The sequence below is a fragment of the uncultured Exiguobacterium sp. genome (assembly GCF_964277885.1).
Taxonomy (GTDB): domain Bacteria; phylum Bacillota; class Bacilli; order Exiguobacteriales; family Exiguobacteriaceae; genus Exiguobacterium_A.
This window is the reverse complement of record NZ_CAXYJR010000005.1, coordinates 1810767-1831889: the sequence shown is the minus strand read 5'-3', so window position 1 is coordinate 1831889 and position 21123 is coordinate 1810767. Positions and strand designations below refer to the sequence as shown.

The following is a 21123-nucleotide window of genomic DNA, read 5'->3' as shown; positions in this document are numbered from 1 at the left end:
ACGACGAATGGATTCGATGTGAAAATGAGCGTGTAACACCCGCTTTCATACATACCAATCGAGGGGGAACACACATGAACTGGAAGTCAAAGGTCACAGGTGCGCTTGCCGCAACACTTGCGCTCGGGTCAATCGTCTTTACGCCGGTCACAGCAAAAACAGTCGATCCAAAACAAGTATCGACAAGTCCGCAGATGGTCACGTCACAATCGACGATTGATGCGTACTATCTACCAGCATCAGGGAAGACAGGGGCAGCGTTGAAGGCATCGCTGCACGATATCATCGACAACCATACACAAGTGTCATACGACACGGTATGGACAGCACTGAAAGAAACAGATCAAGATCCAAACAATGCGAACAATGTCATCGAGTTGTACACGGGGAAATCGATTGCGAAAAGTAACAACGGTGGCAATGTCGGTCAATGGAACCGGGAACATGTCTGGGCAAAGTCGCACGGTGACTTTGGTACGACGAACGGACCAGGAACAGACTTGCATCACTTGCGTCCGGAAGATGTTGTTGTCAACAGTGCACGGGGAAATCTTGACTTCGACAATGGCGGTACGAAATATAGTGGATGCGATTGTTATCGTGATGGCGATTCGTGGGAACCACCGAACCGTGTCAAAGGTGACATTGCACGGATGATCTTCTACATGGCGGTTCGCTATGAAGGTGGCGGAGAAATTGATCTCGAGACTTCAGAAACCGTCAACAATGGAACAAATCCATTACACGGGAAATTATCGACGTTAAAAGCATGGAATAAACTCGACCCAGTGGATAGTTTCGAAATGCGCCGGAACGATGTCATCTTTGAGAAGTGGCAAAAAAACCGGAATCCATTCATCGATCATCCGGAATACGTGACATCCATTTGGGGAAATTGATGTCGAGTCAATCTATAGGAAAATGCGATGTTCTCGATTCAGAGAGCATCGCATTTTTTAAGTCAAAGCTCATCAGGTTGAAACTTTTTACAACCATCATGCGTACAGCATACCGTAAACCATTTTTTAGTAGAAAGGTCGTACGGTATGATTAAACGCACGTTCAACAAACGAAACATTAAATGGCTGGTTGGTGGGGGGATCGTCGCTTGTGTCGCCTTCTGGTACAGTGTCGGAATCTTCGTCAGTAGAGGAGAACGGCCACTCGCTGATGGAACGTCACCATATGTCATCGTCCTCGGCGCTGGTGTCAAAGGCGAAAAACCGTCGCAAATCCTACATAACCGGATTCAGGCGGCAGCCGCATATGGAAAACAATATCCGAACGTCCGCTTCATCTTGAGTGGTGGACAAGGACCAGATGAAGATATCTCGGAAGCAGAAGCGATGCGTCGTGGAATGGTGGCGTCCGGTATTGAAGCAGAACGACTGATTCTTGAATCCAGTTCGACATCAACGACGGAAAATCTACAGTATTCAAAAGAATTGTTACCAAAGGATATCCGACGTGTCTCGATCGTCACGTCAGATTTTCATCTGTACCGCGCTCGAAAAGAGGCGAAACAACTGGGATTACAGACGGACGCGATTCCGGCTGAGACACCCCTTTCAGGAGTCCTTCGATTCGGAATGCGCGAACGCGTTGCGATTGTTGTTCAATTTATTCGCTAAAAACCCCGACATGTTAAACACGTCGGGGAGAATGAAGAAGTGTACCACATGATTAGATACCTTCACCTTTATGTTTTTCCTCAGAAGATTGAGAATCCTTTGCTTGTGAATTAGAAGCGTCGTGCTCGGCAGGTGGTTCTTCTTTGCCGAGTGCGACATCCTTCGCTTCGACGACTTTATTGCTAATCGCATTCAAATCGCCTTTTGTCTCATTGACAGTATCCTTCACGGTCGAAGCATCTGATTTCACCGTTTCAAGTTCTGTGTTCACTTTGTCATAGACATTTTGAACGTCAGAAGCGACTTCTTGAATGATGCTTGAAGCACTCTTCACTTGATTGATGACTTGTGATGCTTTACCTGACGGATCTTCCTTAATGGAAGAGGCGAGTGTCGAGACTGAATCCTTCGCTCCCCGTAAGCTTTGTTTCGTGTTTTGACGAGACGAAGAACTAAGTAGCGTCAATAGTCCGCCGACAAGAGCACCGAGTAACATCCCTGTGACGAGACTGACTTGACGACCTGATGATTCTTCCTGATCGAACTGGCGATTCAGATGTTCTGCGTGTGCTGCGTGTGGATCATGTTGAAGCTTCGGTTCCATGATGAACACTCCCTTGAGATAGTATTTAACCATGATATGGATATACCCTTGTGAGTGAATCAAAAACATTTAAAAATAACATGTATTTGAAATGAATTTAAAAAGACCATCGTGATATGATGGTCTTAAAGGTTCATTTGTTGGATGAATCATCATCATTTTCGTGACGAAGTTTTCGGTTGATTTCATCATAATCGATTTCGATATCGTCCTTGTTGCCCTTATAGCCATATCCTTTTGAAATGACGATGATCGAGGCGACCAAGACGAATACGATGATGAGAATGGAGACGACATATAGCCACATAGTCCACTCCTCCTTTCGTTCACTTTCTAGTATGACGGAAAACGCAGCTTCCGTCTAAACGAAATTGTAGGTTGTGTGCTAAACTGATGTCAGATAAACATGTTAAACGGAACGAGGTGACGGCGTATGAGTATTTTGGTCGTAGATGATGAGTTAACGAATTTAATGCTCCTAGAGCGATTGTTAGAAAATGAAGGCTATGACGTCGTCAAGGCGATGAGTGGGGAAGAAGCAATTGAATTGATGGAGGATCCGTTATTCATTGAAAAATTAGATGTCGTCCTGCTCGACGTCGAAATGCCGGGGATCAGTGGAATCGAGGCAACACGTTTGATTCGAAAACGGTTTGGTCTTGATGAATTACCGATTCTGATCGTTTCCGGGCGATCCAACGAAGAAGATATCGTTGATGGACTGAATGCAGGGGCATCCGATTATACGACGAAACCGATCCGAAAAACGGAATTGCTCGCGCGAGTTCGTAACGCGATTGGTCTGAAGCAAGCAATCGATGCGCGAAAACGCTATGAAAAAGTATTACAGGAAGACTTTGACTTAGCGCAAAAACTGCAACAGAGTGTGCTGAGTGCGAATATCGAAGACGATGAGATCCGGATCATGGCGACATATATCCCGTCTAAGAAATTAGCAGGAGATATGTACGCCTGGTACCGCATCTCTCAGAATAAATACGGCATCATCTTGTTTGACGTTATGGGACACGGTGTCTCTTCTGCGCTGATCACAATGGGAATGAGTTCGATTTTGTTCGAACTCGTGCACCGGATTGGTGATCCAGCACAAGTGCTTGAAGAATTGAATCAGCAGATGAGTCGTTTGTTCCCGGGAGACGAGACAGAAATCTATTTCACTGCTGTTTACCTCTACATCGACTTAGATGAGATGAAACTCAGCTATGCGAACGCAGGGCATCCACCTGGTTTGTTACGCATGAATGATCAAATCATTCCGCTTGAGAATACGGGACTTCCGGTCGGTATGTTCGAAGACTCGACGTATTCGAGTAAGACGATCGACATCGTCTCACCAGGATGCGTTTATCTCTATACGGACGGTTTCATGGAACTCTACAGTAAAGGTATCGATGAAGGAATCTATGCTATCCAGAATCTGATTGAACAACAAGGACCAAACATTCATCAGTTGATTCAACCGGATCAAAGTGATGAAGCGGATGATTTGTGTCTCGTGACGGTCGAAATCAATTAAATCGTAAAATGAAAAGACTCAGCGACGGAAACACCGTCGCTGAGTCTTTTTTAGCCATACAAGCTCTGAACTTGCTTGAACTAGAAGAACCTTCTCCGCCATAAAATGAACGCAGCAAGCCCAGAGAAGAAAATCATCATGCCGAAGACGATCCAGAAACCGATGACTTCTCCTTCCCAGGGTACGTGGACGTTCATCCCGAACATCCCGGAAATCATCGTCGGGATCGAGATGACGATCGTAATCGAGGCAAGGAACTTCATGACGAAGTTAACATTGTTCGAGATGACAGAACCAAACGTATCCATCGTCGAACTGATGATATCCTTATAGATTTGAGCCATTTCCATCGCTTGTCGGTGTTCAACGAAGACATCTTCGAGTAAATCTTCATCGTCTTCATGTTTCTCAAGACTTGGTGTCTTGATGATCCGGTCGAGTACACCATCGTTCGATTTCAAGGACGTCATGAAATAGACCAATGATTTTTGAAGGTTCATCAATTGAAAAATTTCTTGATTTCGCATCGAACGTTGAAGTTCTTCCTCAAGTTCGTCCATGCGACGGTCGATTTGACGCAAGAAACGTAAATACGAGGAACTGACTTTGTAGAGAATCTGGAATACGAAGCGCGATCGATAATTCGTCCGGAAGCCACGCAATTTACCACTCGAGAATAACGTCAGGACATCGAGCTGTTGCGAACAAACGGTTATGAAATGACGAGATGTCACGATGATACCGAGCGGAATCGTATTATAACGGCGTCCTGATGATTCTTCTTCGATGTAGGGAACGTCGACGATCATCAGTAGACCTTCTTCATCTTTTTCAAAACGTGGTTTTTCTTCTACATCCAAAGGGTCATAAATGAAATCCTCTGGAATATTCGTAGCAGCGATGACTTGGTCGGCTTCATCCTTTGTCGGATTGACAAGATGGATCCAGGAACCTTTCGTGAACTCCTGTATCTCGTTGACTGCCCCGGTGACATCGCTTCGATAAATCGTCAACATATTGTCTATCCCTCCTGCTCTTCACTGTCTCATTATAGAAATAGATGTGACAGCGTGTAAATGATTCTCCGATTTTTTTTTACGGAGATTAGTGATAAGATGAAAATAGAGGAGGGGAAGACATGCCTTTTTTTAATGCTAAGAAGCTCGAAGAACTTCAATCGATCGCGGATGGGGATCACGCGTTCCTTCAAAAAATCGGAGAAACGTATATCGCGCAGTTCGATCGAAAGTTTCCTGAACTAAAAGATGCCGTCGCCAAGCAAGATGCTGAGCAAACTGAAAAACTCGCTCACTTGCTAAAAGGTGCTTCCTATTCCGTTGCCGCTGATGATTTAGCCGATGATTTCGAACTACTTGAAAAAGAAGCAGAAACCGGTTCAATGACCGGCACGCAAGAAATCGTCGATCGGATTGAAGGCTGCATGGTTGAATTCCGTGTCATTTGGCTTGATGTGTTTACTGGAAAAAATCTTGACGTGCTGCGTTGAGGAATCGAATAGATTAAAAAAGCCGACATTTTGTCGGCTTTTTTGTGCTTATAAGACGTATGAATCGACCGTTTCGATCAATCGACCGATTTCCGGTTTCGTGATTTGTGCATTGACACCAACCGACTCACCTTTATGACGTAGATCGTCGGAAATTAAGGAAGAGAAGACGATGATCGGCAGTTCTGTATAACGATCGTCTTCACGGAGGCGTTTCGTTAAATGAAGTCCATCCATCTTCGGCATCTCGATATCGGTGATCAGGAGGTCGCAGTTGCTTCCTTGTTCAAAAGCATCGAATGCTTCTTTTCCATTGATGAACCATTTCAGACCATGGTAACCGGCTTCCTCGAGTGTTTCGATGATCAACGTCCGAAGCATTTCCGAGTCTTCGGCAATCCAGATGACTTTGTCGGACCGATCACGAGACTGGACGCGACGTCCTTCTTCGCGGGCGAAGATATCCTTACGTGAGAGCTCAAGTGCGATTTTTTCGTAGTCGAGCAAGATGATCATCTTGTCGCCTGTTTTGACGACACCGTTCGTTAATCCTTCGATGCCACGAGCGAGTTCGTTTGGTGTATCGATTTGTTCCCATGAGATACGACGGATTTCCGTAACGGAGTCAACACGCAGGACGCTCTTTTCTCCATTGAATTCACAGATGATCAATCGATCCTCGGTTGCTTCATCGTGGGGAACGCCGATGACGGTTGGCAAATCGATGACCGTCATGACTTCGCCGCGCAGTTCGATTAATCCTTTGACAGCATCCGGTGTACCTGGGAGTGGTGTCATCGGGAGCGGAACGATGATTTCCCGGACCTTCATGACGTTGATTCCGAACGTGTATGGTCCGCAATGGAAGATGACGATCTCGAGTTCATTCGTGCCGGCTTCTAATAAAATATCGTGCTGATTATACATATGGTTGTGCCCCTTTCCATTACCTTCACTTCACTTCTGACTAGTTATCGGCATGCTACGCTAAAAATTCTAGTTCTGAATTGACAAAAAAAGTGTTGTAATCGCTTTCATAATATGTTAAGCAAAAAGTTTGGCATTTGTCAGACCAATTGATTACAATAAGCTATGCAGCCACACACTGAAATGAGAGAGATAAAAATAAATGGAGGTAGAGTGGAATGACTACAGCAACAACCTACACATTTTTACTAGATGGACAATGGCATGAAAGTGAATCAAAAGAGACGATTGAAATCTCTTCACCATATAAAGAGGATCTTGTCGGTCGCGTCCAAGCGATGACGAAACCAGAAGTCGATCGTGCCATCGCTTCAGCGAAAGCGGCACAAGCAGAGTGGGCAAAACAACCAGCGAACAAACGGGCTGAATTGCTTCACGCTTGGGCAACGGAACTTGAAAAACGCGCGGACGAAATCGGTGAAGTCATCATGCGCGAAGTCGGTAAAGGACGTGCGGATGGCGTCAAAGAAGTTAAACGGACAGCTGAAATCATTCGCTACACAGCGGAAGAAGGTCTTCGTTTCGACGGTCAGATGATGCAAGGAGATTCGTTCCCAGGTGGTAGCGCGAAAAAAATCGCAGTCATCAAAAAAGCACCGCTCGGCGTAGTCCTTGCGATTTCACCGTTCAATTACCCAGTCAACTTAGCAGCAGCGAAACTCGCACCGGCCCTCATGACAGGAAACGCCGTTGTCTTCAAACCGGCAACACAAGGGTCGATCAGCGGTATCTTGATGGTCGAAGCACTCGTCGCAGCAGGTCTTCCAGCTGGACTCGTCAACATCGTTACAGGTCGTGGATCGGTCATCGGTGATTACTTGACGGCTCACCCAGGCATCAACATGATCACATTCACAGGTGGTACAGGTACAGGACAACACTTATCACGTCAATCGGCGATGATTCCACTCGTCCTTGAACTTGGTGGAAAAGACCCGGCACTCGTTCTTGAAGATGCGAATCTGTCACTTGCGGCAGATCACATCATCAGTGGTGCATTCTCTTACTCAGGTCAACGCTGTACAGCAATCAAACGCGTCTTCGTTCTTGATCAGCAAGCGGATGCGCTCATCGAAGAACTCAAGACACGAATCGCGAAATTGACAGTCGGTTCACCTGAACAAGACAGTGTCGTCGTACCGCTTATCGATACGAAATCAGCGGACTTCGTCGAAGGATTGATCACGGACGCAACAGACAAAGGCGCAACGCTCGTCACAGGTGGCGGACGTACGGCGAACTTGATCGAACCAACACTTCTTGACAATGTGACACGCGACATGCGCGTCGCTTGGGAAGAGCCGTTCGGACCAGTTCTTCCAATCATTCGTGTCAACTCGGTCGATGAAATGATCGCATACTCGAACGAATCAGAATACGGTCTTCAAGCAAGTGTCTTCACAGAGAACATTGATGCTGCGTTTGCAGTAGCGGATGCGCTTGAAACAGGTTCTGTTCAAATCAACGGCCGGACGGAACGTGGTCCTGACCACTTCCCATTCATCGGTGTGAAATCATCGGGTCTCGGTGTTCAAGGTGTGGGACGAAGCCTCGCTTCAATGACACGCGACAAATTAACAGTCCTCAACTTAAAATAAGTTTCTGACCGACCTTTCAATCTGCGGAAAGGTCGGTTTTTTGTGCATCCATTTCGGACACCCTAACGTAAGCTAGACAACAAATGTCACCCTTTGACGCACAAAGTTTGGCGCTATAGCTTCATTCTCTCTATAATGAAAGAAAATGGACGAGAGAAAAGAGGCGTGTAGGCATGACTGTATCAGACGAAATCATCCCAATTCCGATTCCGACACCATTTCCGGTAGGAGACGTGAACTGTTATGTATTACGAACGGAAGGGGAAAACATCCTCATTGATTGTGGACCAGATACGCTTGAAGCATGGCAAACGATGCAACGGATGCTTGCGCGATATGAACTTCAGGTCGAGGATTTAGATCGTGTCATCGTGACGCATCACCATGCGGATCATGCCGGTATGGCGCATCGCTTTTCAGTGAAAGGCATTCCTGTATATGGACATGCGCGGTTGCGTCCATACTTGGAGCAAGATGAGACATTTTTAAACAACGGAGATGCGTTCTTGCAGCGATTGGCGACATCGTTTGGTGTTCCGGAAGCGATTCAAAAAATATTACCGAGCTATCAATCTGCCTTGAAATGGCTTGGAAAAGGTCAACTTGATTTCACATTAAAAGAAGGTGACGCGATTACGCCATCTGGGCGATATCGGGTCATCGAACTGCCAGGGCATGCGAGTGACCAAATCGGAATTCTAAGTGACGATGGTGTATTGTTCGCAGCTGATCACCTGCTCGACCGGGTCGAGCCGAACCCGTTGCTCGAACAACCGCAACCAGGTGATGATGTACTAGTGAAACGCCCGGTCCTTGCGTATCTCGACTCTTTAGAAAAATTACAAGGTGAACAAATTCGAATCGCCTACACCGGACATGGTGATCCGATTCGAGATGTCGCGGCGCTCGTCGAAGAACGATTGATGCAACGCAAGGCACGCGGTGATCAACTATTGAAATATTTTACGGGAGAGCATACGTTATTCGACCTAGCTCAAGTGACGTATGGGAATCGATTAAAAAAATCATTTCCGCTCGTCATGAGTGAGATGAAAGCACGGCTCGACACACTCGTCGCGCGTAAAACAATTCAAGTCGAGAAGCGCGAAGGCATCCTCTACTATTCGAAAACGGAGGAAGTCTAATGCAACTCATCAATCGGACGATCGTCATCACGGGTGCTTCGAGTGGACTCGGCGAAGCGTTGGCACGAGCCTTGCATAAAGAAGGCGCAAACTTGATTCTGATTGCACGACGTGAGGAACGATTACAGGTGTTAGCGTCTAATCTTCAAGCAGATTATCTCGTCTACGACTTAGAAGAAGCACCGGAAGATCTCGCACAACTGTTGTCTGACCGTTATGGGCATATTGATGTGCTGGTTAACAATGCCGGATTTGGGGAATTCAGCTTCTTGGAGAAGACGTCGATTGAGACGATTGAGTCGATGCACCGAATCAACGTCTTAAGCCCTGTCCGTTTGACGAAAGCATGCCTTCCGTTAATGCGAGAAGGAGGCATGATCGTCAACGTCGCGAGTCAGGCAGGGAAGTTGCCGACACCGAAGTCGACGATCTATTGCATGACGAAAGCAGCGATGTTGCAATTTTCAAACGCGCTACGTCTGGAGTTACGTCCAAAAGGCATCCATGTCATGACGATTAACCCAGGACCGATCGCGACGGAATTTTTCGAAAGAGCGGATATTAGTCGGAAGTATGAAAAAAACGTAGCTTCGATCGTCTTATCAAAAGAACAGCTTGCACAGACTGTCGTACGGGCGATGCGGCGCCACAAGCGAGAGGTCAATGCACCATGGTGGATGGAGCTTTCAGCAAAAGGATACGGCGTCATGCCACGGCTGATTGAGTGGTTAGGAAAACCAGGTTTCGACAAAAAGTGATGACGGAGGAGAACGACAAATGAAAAAAAAGGTAATCAGCTTTCTTGCCCTAGGTACGCTGCTCGCAGGCTGTGGTACTCCGGATGCGACACCGGAACCGAAGAATGTCTTAGGGACTTCTTATCAGACGATTGAAAAAGAAGCAGAAAAATCAACGGTTCGGATGTACATGTGGGGTGGCGATGAAGGCATCAATGCTTACATCGATGAATACGTAGCACCGCGTTTGAAGAAGGAACACAACATCACGTTAGAACGCGTACCGATCGAGACGGCGGATATCATTCAAAAACTGCGTGCTGAGAAGCAGGCAGGTAAGGAAAAAGGTGTCATCGATGTCGTCTGGATCAATGGCGATAATTTCTTGAATGCCAAAAAAGATGATTTACTGTATGGCGAAATCACAAAAGTACTCCCGAACATGAAGTATGTCGATGCTGCTGCCCAAAGTTCAGATAGCGGCACGAAAACAGAGAGTCTTGAAGCCGCGTGGGGGAAAGTCCAGTACACATTGCACTATGACGCAGCTGACGTGAAGTCGCCACCGACCGATTTGAAAGCGTTGAAGTCTTGGGTCAAGGAAAATCCAGGACGCTTCACGTATCCGGAAGTGACGGACTTTACGGGGAATGCCTTCGTGCGCCATGTCATGTATGGTGTCGAATCGAACGCGACTCTGAAAGACCCGAAGGCAGACTTCAAGAAGACATGGGCCTATCTGAACGAAATCAAGCCTTACCTCTGGAAAAAAGGCAAGACGTATCCGAAGACGCTAGCGCAACTCGATCAGTTGTACGCGAACGGAGACGTTGATTTCACGATGGGCTTCAACGAACGACGAGCAGAACAAGAAGTGAAGTCAGGAACGTTTCCGAAACAAACGCGTCCGATCGTCTTGAAGGATGGTTCAATCGCATCGACCCATTTCCTTTCCGTACCGTTCAACGCACCGAACCCGAAAGGCGCACTCGTTACGATCAATACGCTGTTGTCACCTGAGGCGCAATTGAAAAAATACGATGCGACGTACTGGGGCGACGGAACAAGTCTTGATTTATCGACACTTGAATCGTCAGAACAAAAGCAGTTCGCTGATGTACCGGCCGCACCGTCGACGCCGAAGCCAAGTGTATTTGAAGGGAAAGTCCGAACGGAACTAGATCCATCGGTCTTCGAGATGATCCGTAAGGAATGGCCGTCTCGTGTGGCGCGGTAACGCATATCCTGCTGCACTCTTGATGGCAGGAATGGTCTTATACGGGTTATGGGTCAGTGTTTCGATGACGTCACCCGCCGATTATCACGAGCTACTGACGGATGACGTCTTTTTAGAAAGTCTAGCCGTCAGTAGTTATGTGGCCATCGTCAGTACGATCATCGCTTTGATCATCGGCGTGATACTCGCACGAATCTTGAGCAGAACGCGGCTAGCGGCGTTGCTTGCAATTCCATTATTCATTCCTCATCTAGGAGCAGCGTATCTCGCAATTCTCTATCTCAGTGACGTTCCTGTCATCGGACCGCATGAAGGGAATTATTTTAGTGTCATGTTGACCTATCTGTACAAAGAAATTCCGTTCGTCTTTTTTTATCTCTTACCGGTGGTCCGGCGTCTTGATTCACGTTATCAAGAACTCGGTATAATGCTCGGTTTATCACCAGTGCGCCGATTCTGGCATGCACGGGGTGTTTTCCTGCTCGTTCCAATACTTGAAGCCGGTTTTATCTTACTTGCCTTTATTTCGTTTGCGTATGAAATTCCGGCATTACTTGGCGTCACCTATCCGAAATTACTTGGCGTCTACGCCTTTGACTTATACACTCAAGGTGATTTATCGGATCAACCGCTCGCTTTTGCGATGAGTGTCGTCTTGACGGGTGGACTCTTCCTCTTACTCGTGCTCATGACGGGGTTAACCCGTCCGCTGGCAACAAAGATCAGTAGGGGGCGAAGCGAATGAAAAAAACGAGTGTCATCTTATGTGTTGTTCTTCTCTTCATCGTTCCCTTGATCGGATTGATTCCGGGAGAGTGGACTTGGAATCTACGTCTTGAAGCGACGCTTAGCACGACCGTCGCAATGATCTGTGCCGTCGTGTTGTTGAATCATCTCTTCGGATACATGGCGGGAAAAGCAATCGCCTTTCAAACAGGGAAGCGTATTCGCATGGCAGAGTTCTTGATTAGTTTACCGTTGTTCGTTCCCGTGTTATTGCTATCATTCGGTCTCTATTTAACGTGGATCCGGCTCGGTTTGGCAGATCGTTTTTTCGGCGTATTACTCGTGTTACTTCTGCCGACATTGCCGTATACGGTCCGCTTATACACGAACGGATTTCAGGCACTTGGAGAACGAATGCTCGAACAGATGGTCTTGCTTGAAGGGAACCGATTCAAACGGTGGTTTTATTTGACGGGACCGATGTTGCGGTCAACGTTACAATCCGTGACGTTACTCGTCACCGTGATCACGATCAGTCAATATGCGCTTGTCGCATTGATTGGTGGTGGAATCGTCCGCATGATCGCGCTGGAAGTATTTCCGGCGTATTCTGGTAATTCCCAGGAAGCGGCTCGTCAGGCGACACTTTGGTTGATCGGGTTGCCTGTCCTTTTTTATGCGTTACAAGCGGTTATTTTTTCTAGCTGGATACGAATCGTACGGAGGCGTTTAAATGGAAGTCACGATACAACAAGTCAATAAACGATTTGGAAGCAAGCGGGTGTTGTCCGACATCGATGTCAGCATTGCGTCTGGGCAATGCGTGGCGTTAGTCGGACCGAGCGGTAGCGGGAAAACGACGCTTCTCCGCCTGATTGCGGGTCTCGAACGTGTGACGAGTGGGATGATTCGATTCGGGGAACGAGACGTCACGACACTTTCGCCGAATCAACGAGGTGTGACGATGATGTTTCAACGGTCGTTATTGTTTCCGCATCTGAACGTCGAACAGAACATTCGTCTCGGTGCCAAACAGTTAACACCAATCGAACTCGAGTCGTGGTTACACCGCGTCGGACTCGAGGGGAGAGGGAAAAGTGCTGTTCACGAACTGTCAGGTGGTGAACAACAGCGGGCGAGTTTAGCTCGTGCGCTGGCGAGTCAACCGGACTTCTTGTTGCTCGATGAACCATTCTCGAGTCTAGATGTACCGAGACGACGGGAACTTCGGACATTGATCCGAAAGTTGACCGAGGAACAAGGCGTCACGACGCTACTTGTCACGCATGATCGAGAAGAGGCGATGGCGATGGCGGATATCGTCTATGTCTTAGAACAGGGGCGAATCGTCGATCATGGCACGCCGATCACGCTCAGTCAGACAAGTCCGTTTTTTGGCGAAGGCATTCAGATTGAAGAAACATGGCATCCGTTGACGGCAGTCAACTTGGTCTCAAGACCGACGAAGGAAACGGATGAACGTGTTACGATTACGAAAGAACTCATTCAATACGGTGTTCGTTTCTACGAAGTAGAACGAGCATCCGGAGAACGACTCGTACTCTCTTCAGACGAGACGATTCATGAGAAAGAAGGCTATATCGTTAGAAAGGAGGGGTGACATGTTAGATACGCGTGCGCGTAAAATCGTTCAACCCCTGTTTGATCAAGGGGCGACCTTATTTAAGAAAATTGGATTATCGGCGACACAGGTGACGATCATCTCCGGCATCATCGGTGGTGCGACGGGCTTTTTCGTCTATAACGACATGATGGGAACGGCGATTGTCTTGTTATGGATTTCAGGTATGCTCGATGTCATCGACGGGACGATGGCGCGTAAAGAGAAGACGACACCGATCGGCACGATTCTTGACCTTGTTCTCGACCGGATCGTCGAGCTGTCAGTATTGATTGGTCTTGCACTTCGGTTTCCGGAAACGCAAGTCGTTATTCTGTTGCTCGTCGCATCATTCGTCATTGGGATGACGATGTTCCTTGCAATCGGAGCAGTCAGTGAAAATTACGGCTACAAATCGTTTCAATATCAACCGGGACTGGTCGAACGAACGGAAGGATTCCTATTCTTGACGGCGATGATTCTGTTCCCAAGCGCTATCATTTGGATCGCAAGCGTCTTCTTGATCGCTGAACTCTATACGGTCGGAGAACGATTCCATCAAGCGTCGAAGGTATTACGATGAGTGAACAAGAGATGATCATGACAGTGGACCAATCTGGAAATCCGCTTGGACCGCGTCCGCGATCGGAAGTCCACGCAAAAGGTCTATGGCATGAAACGTTTCATTGTTTTGTCTATGATCCAAAACGGGACGTCGTGTTGCTCCAGCAACGGTCTGAACAGAAAAAGGACTTTCCAGGAATGCTTGATATCACGGCAGCGGGTCACTTGCTTGCGAATGAGACAGTCGAGGATGGTGTCCGGGAACTCGAGGAAGAAATTGGTTTGACATGTACCTTTGATCAATTGATACCGCTTGGCATCCAGGAAGAGGAGTTTCGGGATGCGTCGCTCTGGGACTGTGAGCGATGCCATGTCTTTCTTGCTCGAAGTGATCAAGCGATAGACGCATACGTCCTCCAGGAAACAGAAGTGAAGCGATTGATTGCTTTTTCAATCGAGCAGTTTGAACGAATCGCGGACATGTCCATCGAGCGCATTCAGGACACGACAGGCGAATGGTTCGATCGTCGTCAATTTGTTCCGCATCCTTCTACGTACTGGAGTCATGTCCGACAGGGAATCGAACGATTACGTAACCCAAGCAAATCTTAAGAGTCATGACACAGAACGACCTACGATCGAATGTGATGTCGATGTAGGTCTTTTTTCGTACATTTGTTCGACACGAGAGTAGCGAAATTCAGGTATATTTGAGATAATTAAGTATATATACAAAAGAAGGAAAGAAGGTGCAGCCAGTGGCATTACGATTTGCACTACTCGGGTTGCTGACCCAAGGGGAAGCGACCGGTTATGATTTAAGCGCGACTTTTAAAAAACAGATGATCCACTTCTGGACCGCACATCATACACAAATATACCGAGAGTTGTTAAAGATGGAAGAAGCAGAACTCGTGACGAGTGTTCATATCGTTCAAGAAGATCTGCCGGACAAAAAAGTCTATTCGATCACGGATAAAGGACGGACGGAACTCGTCGAATGGTTACGGACACCAAACGAATTCAAACCAAAGATGAAGGATGAAAACTTGATGCGTGTCTCGCTCTTGCACCTTCTCCCACCAGAGGAAGCAGTCGCTTATCTAGAAGAATCGAAGCGACACCATCAATTTGCCGTCGAGATGATGCAAAGTTGGCGTCACGATCATCTCGAGAACGGTGCAACACTAGGGGAGACCTTGACGAGTGAGTACGGCTTGCGTATGATGTTGAATTACTTGGACTGGTGTGATTGGGCGATCGCGGAAATCAAAAAAAGCGGAGCGAACGTCTAAAAAAACTGGCTCGACCGTCATGTAGATGGCGGATTCGAGCCAGTCTTATTTTTGATGATATGAAGTAAGGAGTTAAACCATGTATTTTAATGATTACGAAGACTGGATCGAAGAAGAAGCGGAATCCTTATTTCGCTTACATCAGGAACCGTTGACGCGAGAAGCGACGTCGTATTCGCAATTTACGGCGTATGTAGAAGAGGCACTCCTTGAACCATTATTACTGAAACTACGTTGGCTTGGAGAAGCGGAAGAAGAAGAGATTCTAGAACAGGCGGATGCGAGCGTATGGGAGAATGCCTCGGGCAATTCGGAAGCTTCTCTTCGGCGAGATGTGTTACGACGAGTCGTCGGACGAGACTTTACTGCGCATATTCTCGCATACCTGACACCGATTCTTGAAGCTAGACAAACTGCGTATGAAGAGGAATTAGAACAGCTTCAATTGGCGCATGCGGAACAAATGGAGGAAGTTCAACAACATGAGCAACAGATTGAACTCGGACCACCACCTGAGAAAATCAAAAAATGGTGGTATCTCAAAGAAAAAGAAGTATCGCGTTCCTATACAGAGGAAGAACGATCTGCATTGCAAACTCAACAACAACAACTCGAGGATGAGTTAAAACGGCTTGAACAAAAAAAGCGTGAGACAGAAGCCAATCTCAAACGATTGGATTCGCTTCACCGTCTATAATTCACGTCAAAAAATGGAGCAGACGGCATGATGTCGCCTGCTCCATTTTGTATAGAGGCTACTCGATTAAGCCTGTGTAGCGAGTTTCGCAAGGACAAGTTTCGCGACCGCTTCACTTGAAGCCGGGTTTTGTCCTGTGACGACGTTGCCGTCGATGACTGCGAATTCTTTACCCGCATCCGATGTCAGGAAAGTAGCCCCTTCACCGCGAAGTGTCGTCTCGAGCAAGAATGGTACTTTATCTTCGAGACCTGTTGATTTTTCCTCTTCATCTGTAAAGCCGTTGATTTGACGACCTGAGACGAATGGTTTGCCATCAATCATGACGTGCGCGAAGGCAGCAGGACCGTGACAAACTGATGCGACGACGCCATCTTTTTTGATGACAGCTTCGATGGCACCCGCAACTTGTGGGTTGTTCGGGAAATCGACGACCGCACCGTGACCACCTGGGAAGTAGACTGCGTCAAATGATGCTGGATCCACTTCTGAGAGTGCTTTCGTGTCGTGCAACGCACGGCGCGCATCTTGGAATTTTGGCAAGATTTCTTTGACGATCGATGCTTTATCGATCGGCACATCTCCGCCTTTGATCGACGTGACTGTCACGTCATGTCCTGCGTCCTTGAAAAGGTTGTATGGTGCTGCGAACTCCTCGAACCATAATCCTGTTTTGTGACCATTCATGTCATCTGCGCTTGTTGATACGATTAAAATACGAGCCATAATAAAACTCCTCCTCTGTATGAACGTTACAAAGAAGGAGTTTCCCGGTGAAGTAAAGAGTTAAACCTCACCGGTGTTCGGTATAGTGATGGACCGGCAACGAAGCAAGCGCTTGGTCAATCTGAGCTTGTGAGACCGGCTCTTTCATCGCTTGGACGTTTGCCTGAAGCTGTGACACGCTCGATGCACCAGGAAGGACGATGTCGACCTGTTGATCGATTGCTTGCAACGCAAGCGCCGGAAGCGGGAAATCTTGAAGTTTTTGTAGACTCGCTTCAAGCGTTTCCTTATCAAATTGTTCAAACCGATCAACCGACTGCAGACGTGAAGCACTTTCGTGTGTCAATAACCCCTTAGCAAGAGGACCGCGGGCAACGACTTGGATGTTTTTTTCTTTTAAGCGTGGTAATAACTCTTCGATGCGACGATCGAACAATGAATAAGGTGTCATCAAATAAGAAAAATTACTATGCTCGAGCCAATATTCGATGACATTCGGGCGCAATGACGACAGACCGTACTCTTTGATTTTTCCATCTGCTTTTAAGTCTTCCATCGCGCGAATCGATGCGTCAAGATCGTCGTCGATTGTGCCACCGTGGACGTAATACAGATCGAGATAAGGTGTTTCAAGACGATTCAAACTTTCAAGACAAGCTTGTTTCAGATAGTCATAGCTCGGATCCCATGTCCAACCGGTTCCGGTCGCGTTCATCCGATTTCCTCCTTTTGAGGCGAGAAACAATCGACTGCGATCTTCTTGTGAGAAGGTTTGACCGATGATCGATTCGACCGCTCCGTTCGCATAGACGTCCGCTGTATCGAAGTGGGTGATACCCGCGTCCAGTGCCGTCCGCAGGATTGCTGTTGCTTCTTCCTGACCGCGCTTTAAGATCGTCATCGTACCTAATCCTAATGACATGTTCAATTCCCTCTTTTCTTAGATGAACTATAAGTTTGGAACTTCTGCATTCTAGTGTATCATATCTTATGAAAAAGACGGTTTTGAAGTCTTGCGGCAATACGTCGGAAACGGCATACTAATCATGACAGAGAACGTAAACTAGGATAGAAGAGGGGAACACTACCGATGGAAGAAAAAACGATTGAACGTGAAGTGATCTATGAAGGAAAAGTTTTTGATGTCGAGAAACACGTTGTCACGTTACCGAACGGTAATACCTCGGTCCGTGAACTGGTCTATCATAATGGTGCCGTCGCCATCATCGCTTTTGATGAACAAGGAGATCTGATTGTCGTCGAACAGTACCGGAAGGCGTTCGAGAGTCTATCGATTGAGATACCAGCGGGCAAACTCGAGAAGGGTGAAGATCCACTCGATTGTGCCGGACGTGAATTAAAGGAAGAAACAGGGTACGTCGCGAAAGAGTTACAACATGTCTTTGATTTCTACGGTGCGCCTGGTTTCTGCAGTGAGCGTGTACATATCTATGAAGCGATTGGTCTCACTGCCGGTGATCGTCAGCTTGATGAGGACGAGTTCCTTGAGAATAAGACCCTTAAGCTTGAAGAAGCGCTCGAACTTGTTGCAAACGGAACGATCGTCGACGCGAAAACGATCATGGCGATCCAGCATTGGCAAATTCGTACTTTAAAATGATTCTCATTTAAATGATTTTCAGTTGATAATCATTTTAATTTGAAAAAAGACTGATTATCAGCTATGATAATAGCATCAGTTCGAACAAAGGGGGCGCTATGATGGAAAGTCGTGTAGAACGCATCAAAAAACAGCTAAGCGGTAAAGGATATAAGCTGACTCCCCAACGTGAAGCGACTGTGCGTGTCCTGCTCGAACACGAGTCGGATCACCTCAGTGCCGAAAATGTCTTTCTCCTTGTAAAAGAAAAGAACTCCGACATCGGACTTGCGACGGTTTACCGGACGCTCGAATTATTGACGGAGCTTGAAGTCGTCGATAAAGTCAACTTCGGAGATGGCGTATCCCGGTTTGATTTACGACAAGAAGGTGCGAGTCATTCGCATCACCATCTCGTCTGTATCGAATGCGGATCCGTCGAAGAGATTTTAGACGATATGCTAGAAGAAGTAGAGAAAGAAATCGTGTCCCGATTCCACTTTAAAATCAAGGATCATCGCCTGACATTCCATGGCGTCTGCCGTGTCTGCCAAGAGCGTCATGCTCGGGAAGCGTTGGAACAATCGCAAACACAAACAGTCTGACCGTCCGACGAAATTTCGGATGGTTTTTCTTTTTCAATTTTATAGGTCAGACCTCTTCACAACGGTTTACACCTTTGATATGATGGGAAAGTAAGCGATTTCGTAAACGAAGAGGATGAGTTCAGTGCGTGAACAACTGGAAGCATTTATCAATTATTTAGTGATTGAACGGCAAATGTCCGCGAATACGGCAGCTGCGTATCGAAATGATTTAAATCAATACTTACAGACGCTTGAAACAGCGGAAGTTTCCTCGTTCGAACAGGTTCACCGACATCATATCGTCGACCATATTGAACGATTGCTTGAAGCACGCAAGTCACGATCGACGGTTCGCCGGGCGACGAGCTCGATCCGTTCGTTCCATCAATATCTGGTCGAAGAGAGACTAACGACGCATGATCCGTCTCGTCATCTTGATTTACCGAAACCGGAGAAGAAGCTACCCGTCGTCTGGAGCCAAACCGACGTCGAACGTTTACTTGATTCGGTCGTCGGTGTCGATCCGCTTACACGACGAGATGCAGCAATGCTTGAACTTCTCTATGGAACAGGGATGCGCGTCAGCGAACTGCTCCAGCTGAAGCTGAACGATTTGCAACTCGAACTCGGTTATCTGTCGTGTATCGGGAAAGGGAACAAATCCCGCATCATCCCGATGAGTTCGACGTCGATCGAGAGCGTCAGGACATATCTTGATCTCGCGCGAAACAGTCTCGGCGGTCAACAGACGGACGATGTCTTCTTAAACAGTCGCGGCGATCGCTTGTCACGGCAAGGTTTTTGGAAGATGATCAAACGACGGGCAAAAGAAGCGGGCATCGAAAAAGAGATCACACCACACGTCCTGCGCCATTCGTTCGCGACCCATCTACTTGAAAATGGTGCAGATTTACGCGTCGTACAAGAAATGCTAGGACACGCTGATTTGTCGACGACACAAATGTATACACACGTCAACAAAGCACGACTCCACGACGTGTATAAGAAACATCATCCACGGGCGTGATGGTTCTATCTTTTAAAGGTCTGACTTCAGACAAATGATGCGTTTTGTCTAGTCCCTTTATGGGAAAAATCGTAACGGGAATCGCACAACTACAGCTTGTATATAGGAGGAACAGCAAATGGCTCAATCATTTAAACGTGTATTTTTGATCGTCATGGACTCCGTAGGAATCGGAGAAGCACCGGACGCTGAACAGTTCGGAGATCTTGGTTCGCATACGCTCGGTCATATCGCGCGTGAACGCAACGGACTCAACATGCCGAACATGGCAAAACTCGGTCTTTCGCATATCGAGTCGATCGAAGGTGTCTCAGCTGAAGAAGCACCGCTTGCGGCATACGGAAAAATGCAGGAAGTATCTGCGGGGAAAGATACGATGACAGGACACTGGGAAATCATGGGACTCCGGATTGATACACCATTCCGTGTCTTTGAAAAATTCCCGGATGATTTGATTCATCGCTTGGAAGAATTCTCAGGACGGAAAATCATCGGGAACAAACCGGCTTCTGGTACGGAAATTCTCGACGAACTCGGACAAGAGCATGTCGAGACAGGCGCCTTGATCGTCTATACATCGGCAGACTCTGTCCTTCAGATCGCAGCACACGAAGAAGTCGTTCCATTAGAGGAACTGTACCGGATTTGTGAATATGCACGTGATATCACACGGGATGACCCGTACATGCTTGGTCGTATCATCGCACGTCCATTCCTTGGTGAAGCAGGAGCGTGGGTCCGGACGGCGAACCGTCACGACTATGCCCTTAAACCATTCGACCGGACGGTCATGAACGAACTTGAGACGGCAGGACTCGATGTCATCTCACTCGGTAAGATTGCTGATATCTATGACGGCGAAGGCGTGACGGATGCAATCCGTACGAAGTCGAACATGGACGGCATGGATCAGCTCGTGAAGCAACTCGATCGGGATTTCAACGGACTTTGCTTCTTAAACCTCGTTGATTTCGATGCGTTGTTCGGACACCGTCGTGATCCGCAAGGCTACGGACAAGCACTTGAAGAGTTCGATGCGCGTCTTCCGGAAGTGTTTGCTCGCTTAAACGAAGACGATCTCTTGATCATCACGGCTGACCACGGAAACGATCCGGTTCATGCTGGAACAGACCATACACGGGAGTATGTACCGTTGCTTGCCTATCATAAAAATGGTGTTGCAAAACCGCTCGGTATCCGTGAAACGTTCGCTGATCTTGGAGCGACGGTCGCAGAAAACTTCGGCGTCAAAATGCCGGCACATGGAACAAGCTTTTTAACAGAACTATAATTCGAG

At 47.3% G+C, this 21123-nt stretch carries 25 protein-coding genes; 19 read left to right on the top strand and 6 right to left on the bottom strand.

Annotation, left to right across the window (positions count from 1 at the left end; all coding sequences use genetic code 11):
• The first annotated feature begins 74 nt into the window (after positions 1-74).
• Together ACHWTJ_RS11450 and ACHWTJ_RS11445 are read left to right on the top strand one after the other, a co-directional pair.
• Complete coding sequence (locus tag ACHWTJ_RS11450) at positions 75-899, top strand: endonuclease I family protein (RefSeq protein ID WP_394679740.1); 825 nt, start codon at positions 75-77, stop codon at positions 897-899.
• Positions 900-1046: 147 nt separating this feature from the next.
• Positions 1047-1631 (top strand): YdcF family protein, encoded by a 585-nt coding sequence (locus ACHWTJ_RS11445; protein WP_394679739.1) that lies wholly within the window; start codon positions 1047-1049, stop codon positions 1629-1631.
• Between the two features lie 52 nt (positions 1632-1683).
• On the opposite strand, the gene ACHWTJ_RS11440 is transcribed toward ACHWTJ_RS11445, so the two are convergent.
• The gene (locus tag ACHWTJ_RS11440; RefSeq protein WP_394679738.1) at positions 1684-2235 is read right to left on the bottom strand and encodes a hypothetical protein; all 552 of its coding nucleotides are present in this window, start codon (positions 2233-2235) and stop codon (positions 1684-1686) included.
• A gap of 133 nt (positions 2236-2368) precedes the next feature.
• Complete coding sequence (ytzI, locus tag ACHWTJ_RS11435; protein WP_023467656.1) at positions 2369-2542, bottom strand: YtzI protein; 174 nt, start codon at positions 2540-2542, stop codon at positions 2369-2371.
• A 126-nt stretch (positions 2543-2668) separates the two neighbouring features.
• Between ytzI and ACHWTJ_RS11430 the strand changes: the two genes are divergently transcribed.
• Positions 2669-3772, top strand: a complete 1104-nt coding sequence (locus ACHWTJ_RS11430) for a PP2C family protein-serine/threonine phosphatase (RefSeq protein WP_294742619.1) — start codon at positions 2669-2671, stop codon at positions 3770-3772.
• A gap of 80 nt (positions 3773-3852) precedes the next feature.
• On the opposite strand, the gene ACHWTJ_RS11425 is transcribed toward ACHWTJ_RS11430, so the two are convergent.
• Positions 3853-4788 carry a magnesium transporter CorA family protein gene (locus ACHWTJ_RS11425; protein WP_023467658.1) on the bottom strand — a complete coding sequence of 312 codons (936 nt, stop codon included), beginning with the start codon at positions 4786-4788 and terminating at the stop codon, positions 3853-3855.
• Positions 4789-4910: 122 nt separating this feature from the next.
• On the opposite strand from ACHWTJ_RS11425, the gene ACHWTJ_RS11420 reads away from it, so the two are divergent.
• Positions 4911-5279: an Hpt domain-containing protein gene (locus ACHWTJ_RS11420; RefSeq protein WP_294742616.1), complete on the top strand. Its 369-nt coding sequence runs from the start codon at positions 4911-4913 to the stop codon at positions 5277-5279.
• Positions 5280-5327: 48 nt separating this feature from the next.
• Here the strand turns inward: ACHWTJ_RS11420 and ACHWTJ_RS11415 are convergent, their stop codons facing one another.
• The gene (locus ACHWTJ_RS11415; RefSeq protein ID WP_294742613.1) at positions 5328-6206 is read right to left on the bottom strand and encodes a chemotaxis protein CheV; all 879 of its coding nucleotides are present in this window, start codon (positions 6204-6206) and stop codon (positions 5328-5330) included.
• A 218-nt stretch (positions 6207-6424) separates the two neighbouring features.
• Between ACHWTJ_RS11415 and ACHWTJ_RS11410 the strand changes: the two genes are divergently transcribed.
• The 11 genes from ACHWTJ_RS11410 to ACHWTJ_RS11360 all read left to right on the top strand — a co-directional run bounded on the left by ACHWTJ_RS11410 (position 6425) and on the right by ACHWTJ_RS11360 (position 15886).
• Positions 6425-7864: an NADP-dependent glyceraldehyde-3-phosphate dehydrogenase gene (locus tag ACHWTJ_RS11410; RefSeq protein ID WP_294742610.1), complete on the top strand. Its 1440-nt coding sequence runs from the start codon at positions 6425-6427 to the stop codon at positions 7862-7864.
• A 173-nt stretch (positions 7865-8037) separates the two neighbouring features.
• A complete protein-coding gene (locus tag ACHWTJ_RS11405; protein WP_394679737.1) occupies positions 8038-9009 on the top strand; it encodes an MBL fold metallo-hydrolase in 972 nt (323 codons plus the stop codon).
• Complete coding sequence (locus ACHWTJ_RS11400; protein ID WP_294742606.1) at positions 9009-9767, top strand: SDR family oxidoreductase; 759 nt, start codon at positions 9009-9011, stop codon at positions 9765-9767. The genes ACHWTJ_RS11405 and ACHWTJ_RS11400 overlap by 1 nt, the downstream gene beginning before the upstream one ends.
• A gap of 19 nt (positions 9768-9786) precedes the next feature.
• Complete coding sequence (locus ACHWTJ_RS11395) at positions 9787-10983, top strand: ABC transporter substrate-binding protein (RefSeq protein ID WP_294747478.1); 1197 nt, start codon at positions 9787-9789, stop codon at positions 10981-10983.
• Positions 10970-11728, top strand: a complete 759-nt coding sequence (locus tag ACHWTJ_RS11390; protein ID WP_294742602.1) for an ABC transporter permease — start codon at positions 10970-10972, stop codon at positions 11726-11728. Before ACHWTJ_RS11395 ends, ACHWTJ_RS11390 begins: the two co-directional genes overlap by 14 nt.
• Positions 11725-12471: an ABC transporter permease gene (locus tag ACHWTJ_RS11385; RefSeq protein ID WP_394679736.1), complete on the top strand. Its 747-nt coding sequence runs from the start codon at positions 11725-11727 to the stop codon at positions 12469-12471. Before ACHWTJ_RS11390 ends, ACHWTJ_RS11385 begins: the two co-directional genes overlap by 4 nt.
• Positions 12443-13330 carry an ABC transporter ATP-binding protein gene (locus ACHWTJ_RS11380; protein WP_394679735.1) on the top strand — a complete coding sequence of 296 codons (888 nt, stop codon included), beginning with the start codon at positions 12443-12445 and terminating at the stop codon, positions 13328-13330. The genes ACHWTJ_RS11385 and ACHWTJ_RS11380 overlap by 29 nt, the downstream gene beginning before the upstream one ends.
• Before the next feature lies 1 nt (position 13331).
• A complete protein-coding gene (locus ACHWTJ_RS11375) occupies positions 13332-13913 on the top strand; it encodes a CDP-alcohol phosphatidyltransferase family protein (RefSeq protein WP_238239286.1) in 582 nt (193 codons plus the stop codon).
• Positions 13910-14506 (top strand): NUDIX domain-containing protein, encoded by a 597-nt coding sequence (locus ACHWTJ_RS11370; protein WP_394679734.1) that lies wholly within the window; start codon positions 13910-13912, stop codon positions 14504-14506. Before ACHWTJ_RS11375 ends, ACHWTJ_RS11370 begins: the two co-directional genes overlap by 4 nt.
• 146 nt (positions 14507-14652) lie before the next feature.
• Positions 14653-15189 carry a PadR family transcriptional regulator gene (locus tag ACHWTJ_RS11365; protein ID WP_294742594.1) on the top strand — a complete coding sequence of 179 codons (537 nt, stop codon included), beginning with the start codon at positions 14653-14655 and terminating at the stop codon, positions 15187-15189.
• Positions 15190-15268: 79 nt separating this feature from the next.
• A complete protein-coding gene (locus ACHWTJ_RS11360) occupies positions 15269-15886 on the top strand; it encodes a hypothetical protein (RefSeq protein ID WP_394679733.1) in 618 nt (205 codons plus the stop codon).
• A gap of 66 nt (positions 15887-15952) precedes the next feature.
• Here the strand turns inward: ACHWTJ_RS11360 and ACHWTJ_RS11355 are convergent, their stop codons facing one another.
• Both ACHWTJ_RS11355 and ACHWTJ_RS11350 read right to left on the bottom strand, forming a co-directional pair.
• Positions 15953-16612: a type 1 glutamine amidotransferase domain-containing protein gene (locus ACHWTJ_RS11355; protein WP_023467672.1), complete on the bottom strand. Its 660-nt coding sequence runs from the start codon at positions 16610-16612 to the stop codon at positions 15953-15955.
• Between the two features lie 67 nt (positions 16613-16679).
• Positions 16680-17534, bottom strand: coding sequence for an aldo/keto reductase (locus ACHWTJ_RS11350; RefSeq protein WP_294742589.1), 855 nt, complete (start codon positions 17532-17534; stop codon positions 16680-16682).
• Between the two features lie 168 nt (positions 17535-17702).
• Here ACHWTJ_RS11350 and ACHWTJ_RS11345 point away from each other — a divergent pair, with 168 nt between their 5' ends.
• The 4 genes from ACHWTJ_RS11345 (at position 17703) to deoB (ending at position 21117) form a co-directional block, all read left to right on the top strand.
• Positions 17703-18233 carry an NUDIX domain-containing protein gene (locus ACHWTJ_RS11345; RefSeq protein WP_238240036.1) on the top strand — a complete coding sequence of 177 codons (531 nt, stop codon included), beginning with the start codon at positions 17703-17705 and terminating at the stop codon, positions 18231-18233.
• A gap of 101 nt (positions 18234-18334) precedes the next feature.
• Positions 18335-18817, top strand: a complete 483-nt coding sequence (locus tag ACHWTJ_RS11340; protein WP_023467675.1) for a Fur family transcriptional regulator — start codon at positions 18335-18337, stop codon at positions 18815-18817.
• Positions 18818-18941: 124 nt separating this feature from the next.
• Complete coding sequence (gene xerD, locus ACHWTJ_RS11335; RefSeq protein ID WP_294742582.1) at positions 18942-19826, top strand: site-specific tyrosine recombinase XerD; 885 nt, start codon at positions 18942-18944, stop codon at positions 19824-19826.
• 118 nt (positions 19827-19944) lie between these two features.
• On the top strand, positions 19945-21117 hold the full coding sequence (gene deoB, locus ACHWTJ_RS11330) for a phosphopentomutase (RefSeq protein ID WP_394679732.1): 1173 nt from the start codon (positions 19945-19947) through the stop codon (positions 21115-21117).
• Positions 21118-21123 lie beyond the last annotated feature (6 nt).

Excerpts from the sequence above, each read along its gene's own strand:
- ACHWTJ_RS11395 (WP_294747478.1), top strand. The coding sequence starts at position 9,787 with ATGAAAAAAAAGGTAATCAGCTTTCTTGCCCTAGGTACGCTGCTCGCA.
- ACHWTJ_RS11445 (WP_394679739.1), top strand. The coding sequence starts at position 1,047 with ATGATTAAACGCACGTTCAACAAACGAAACATTAAATGGCTGGTTGGT.
- ACHWTJ_RS11440 (WP_394679738.1), bottom strand. The coding sequence starts at position 2,235 with ATGGAACCGAAGCTTCAACATGATCCACACGCAGCACACGCAGAACAT.
- ACHWTJ_RS11410 (WP_294742610.1), top strand. The coding sequence starts at position 6,425 with ATGACTACAGCAACAACCTACACATTTTTACTAGATGGACAATGGCAT.
- ACHWTJ_RS11375 (WP_238239286.1), top strand. The coding sequence starts at position 13,332 with ATGTTAGATACGCGTGCGCGTAAAATCGTTCAACCCCTGTTTGATCAA.
- ACHWTJ_RS11355 (WP_023467672.1), bottom strand. The coding sequence starts at position 16,612 with ATGGCTCGTATTTTAATCGTATCAACAAGCGCAGATGACATGAATGGT.
- ACHWTJ_RS11370 (WP_394679734.1), top strand. The coding sequence starts at position 13,910 with ATGAGTGAACAAGAGATGATCATGACAGTGGACCAATCTGGAAATCCG.
- ACHWTJ_RS11415 (WP_294742613.1), bottom strand. The coding sequence starts at position 6,206 with ATGTATAATCAGCACGATATTTTATTAGAAGCCGGCACGAATGAACTC.
- ACHWTJ_RS11360 (WP_394679733.1), top strand. The coding sequence starts at position 15,269 with ATGTATTTTAATGATTACGAAGACTGGATCGAAGAAGAAGCGGAATCC.
- ACHWTJ_RS11340 (WP_023467675.1), top strand. The coding sequence starts at position 18,335 with ATGGAAAGTCGTGTAGAACGCATCAAAAAACAGCTAAGCGGTAAAGGA.
- ACHWTJ_RS11405 (WP_394679737.1), top strand. The coding sequence starts at position 8,038 with ATGACTGTATCAGACGAAATCATCCCAATTCCGATTCCGACACCATTT.
- ACHWTJ_RS11430 (WP_294742619.1), top strand. The coding sequence starts at position 2,669 with ATGAGTATTTTGGTCGTAGATGATGAGTTAACGAATTTAATGCTCCTA.
- ytzI (WP_023467656.1), bottom strand. The coding sequence starts at position 2,542 with ATGTGGCTATATGTCGTCTCCATTCTCATCATCGTATTCGTCTTGGTC.
- ACHWTJ_RS11425 (WP_023467658.1), bottom strand. The coding sequence starts at position 4,788 with ATGTTGACGATTTATCGAAGCGATGTCACCGGGGCAGTCAACGAGATA.
- ACHWTJ_RS11450 (WP_394679740.1), top strand. The coding sequence starts at position 75 with ATGAACTGGAAGTCAAAGGTCACAGGTGCGCTTGCCGCAACACTTGCG.
- ACHWTJ_RS11350 (WP_294742589.1), bottom strand. The coding sequence starts at position 17,534 with ATGTCATTAGGATTAGGTACGATGACGATCTTAAAGCGCGGTCAGGAA.
- ACHWTJ_RS11420 (WP_294742616.1), top strand. The coding sequence starts at position 4,911 with ATGCCTTTTTTTAATGCTAAGAAGCTCGAAGAACTTCAATCGATCGCG.
- deoB (WP_394679732.1), top strand. The coding sequence starts at position 19,945 with ATGGCTCAATCATTTAAACGTGTATTTTTGATCGTCATGGACTCCGTA.
- ACHWTJ_RS11345 (WP_238240036.1), top strand. The coding sequence starts at position 17,703 with ATGGAAGAAAAAACGATTGAACGTGAAGTGATCTATGAAGGAAAAGTT.
- ACHWTJ_RS11400 (WP_294742606.1), top strand. The coding sequence starts at position 9,009 with ATGCAACTCATCAATCGGACGATCGTCATCACGGGTGCTTCGAGTGGA.
- ACHWTJ_RS11380 (WP_394679735.1), top strand. The coding sequence starts at position 12,443 with ATGGAAGTCACGATACAACAAGTCAATAAACGATTTGGAAGCAAGCGG.
- ACHWTJ_RS11385 (WP_394679736.1), top strand. The coding sequence starts at position 11,725 with ATGAAAAAAACGAGTGTCATCTTATGTGTTGTTCTTCTCTTCATCGTT.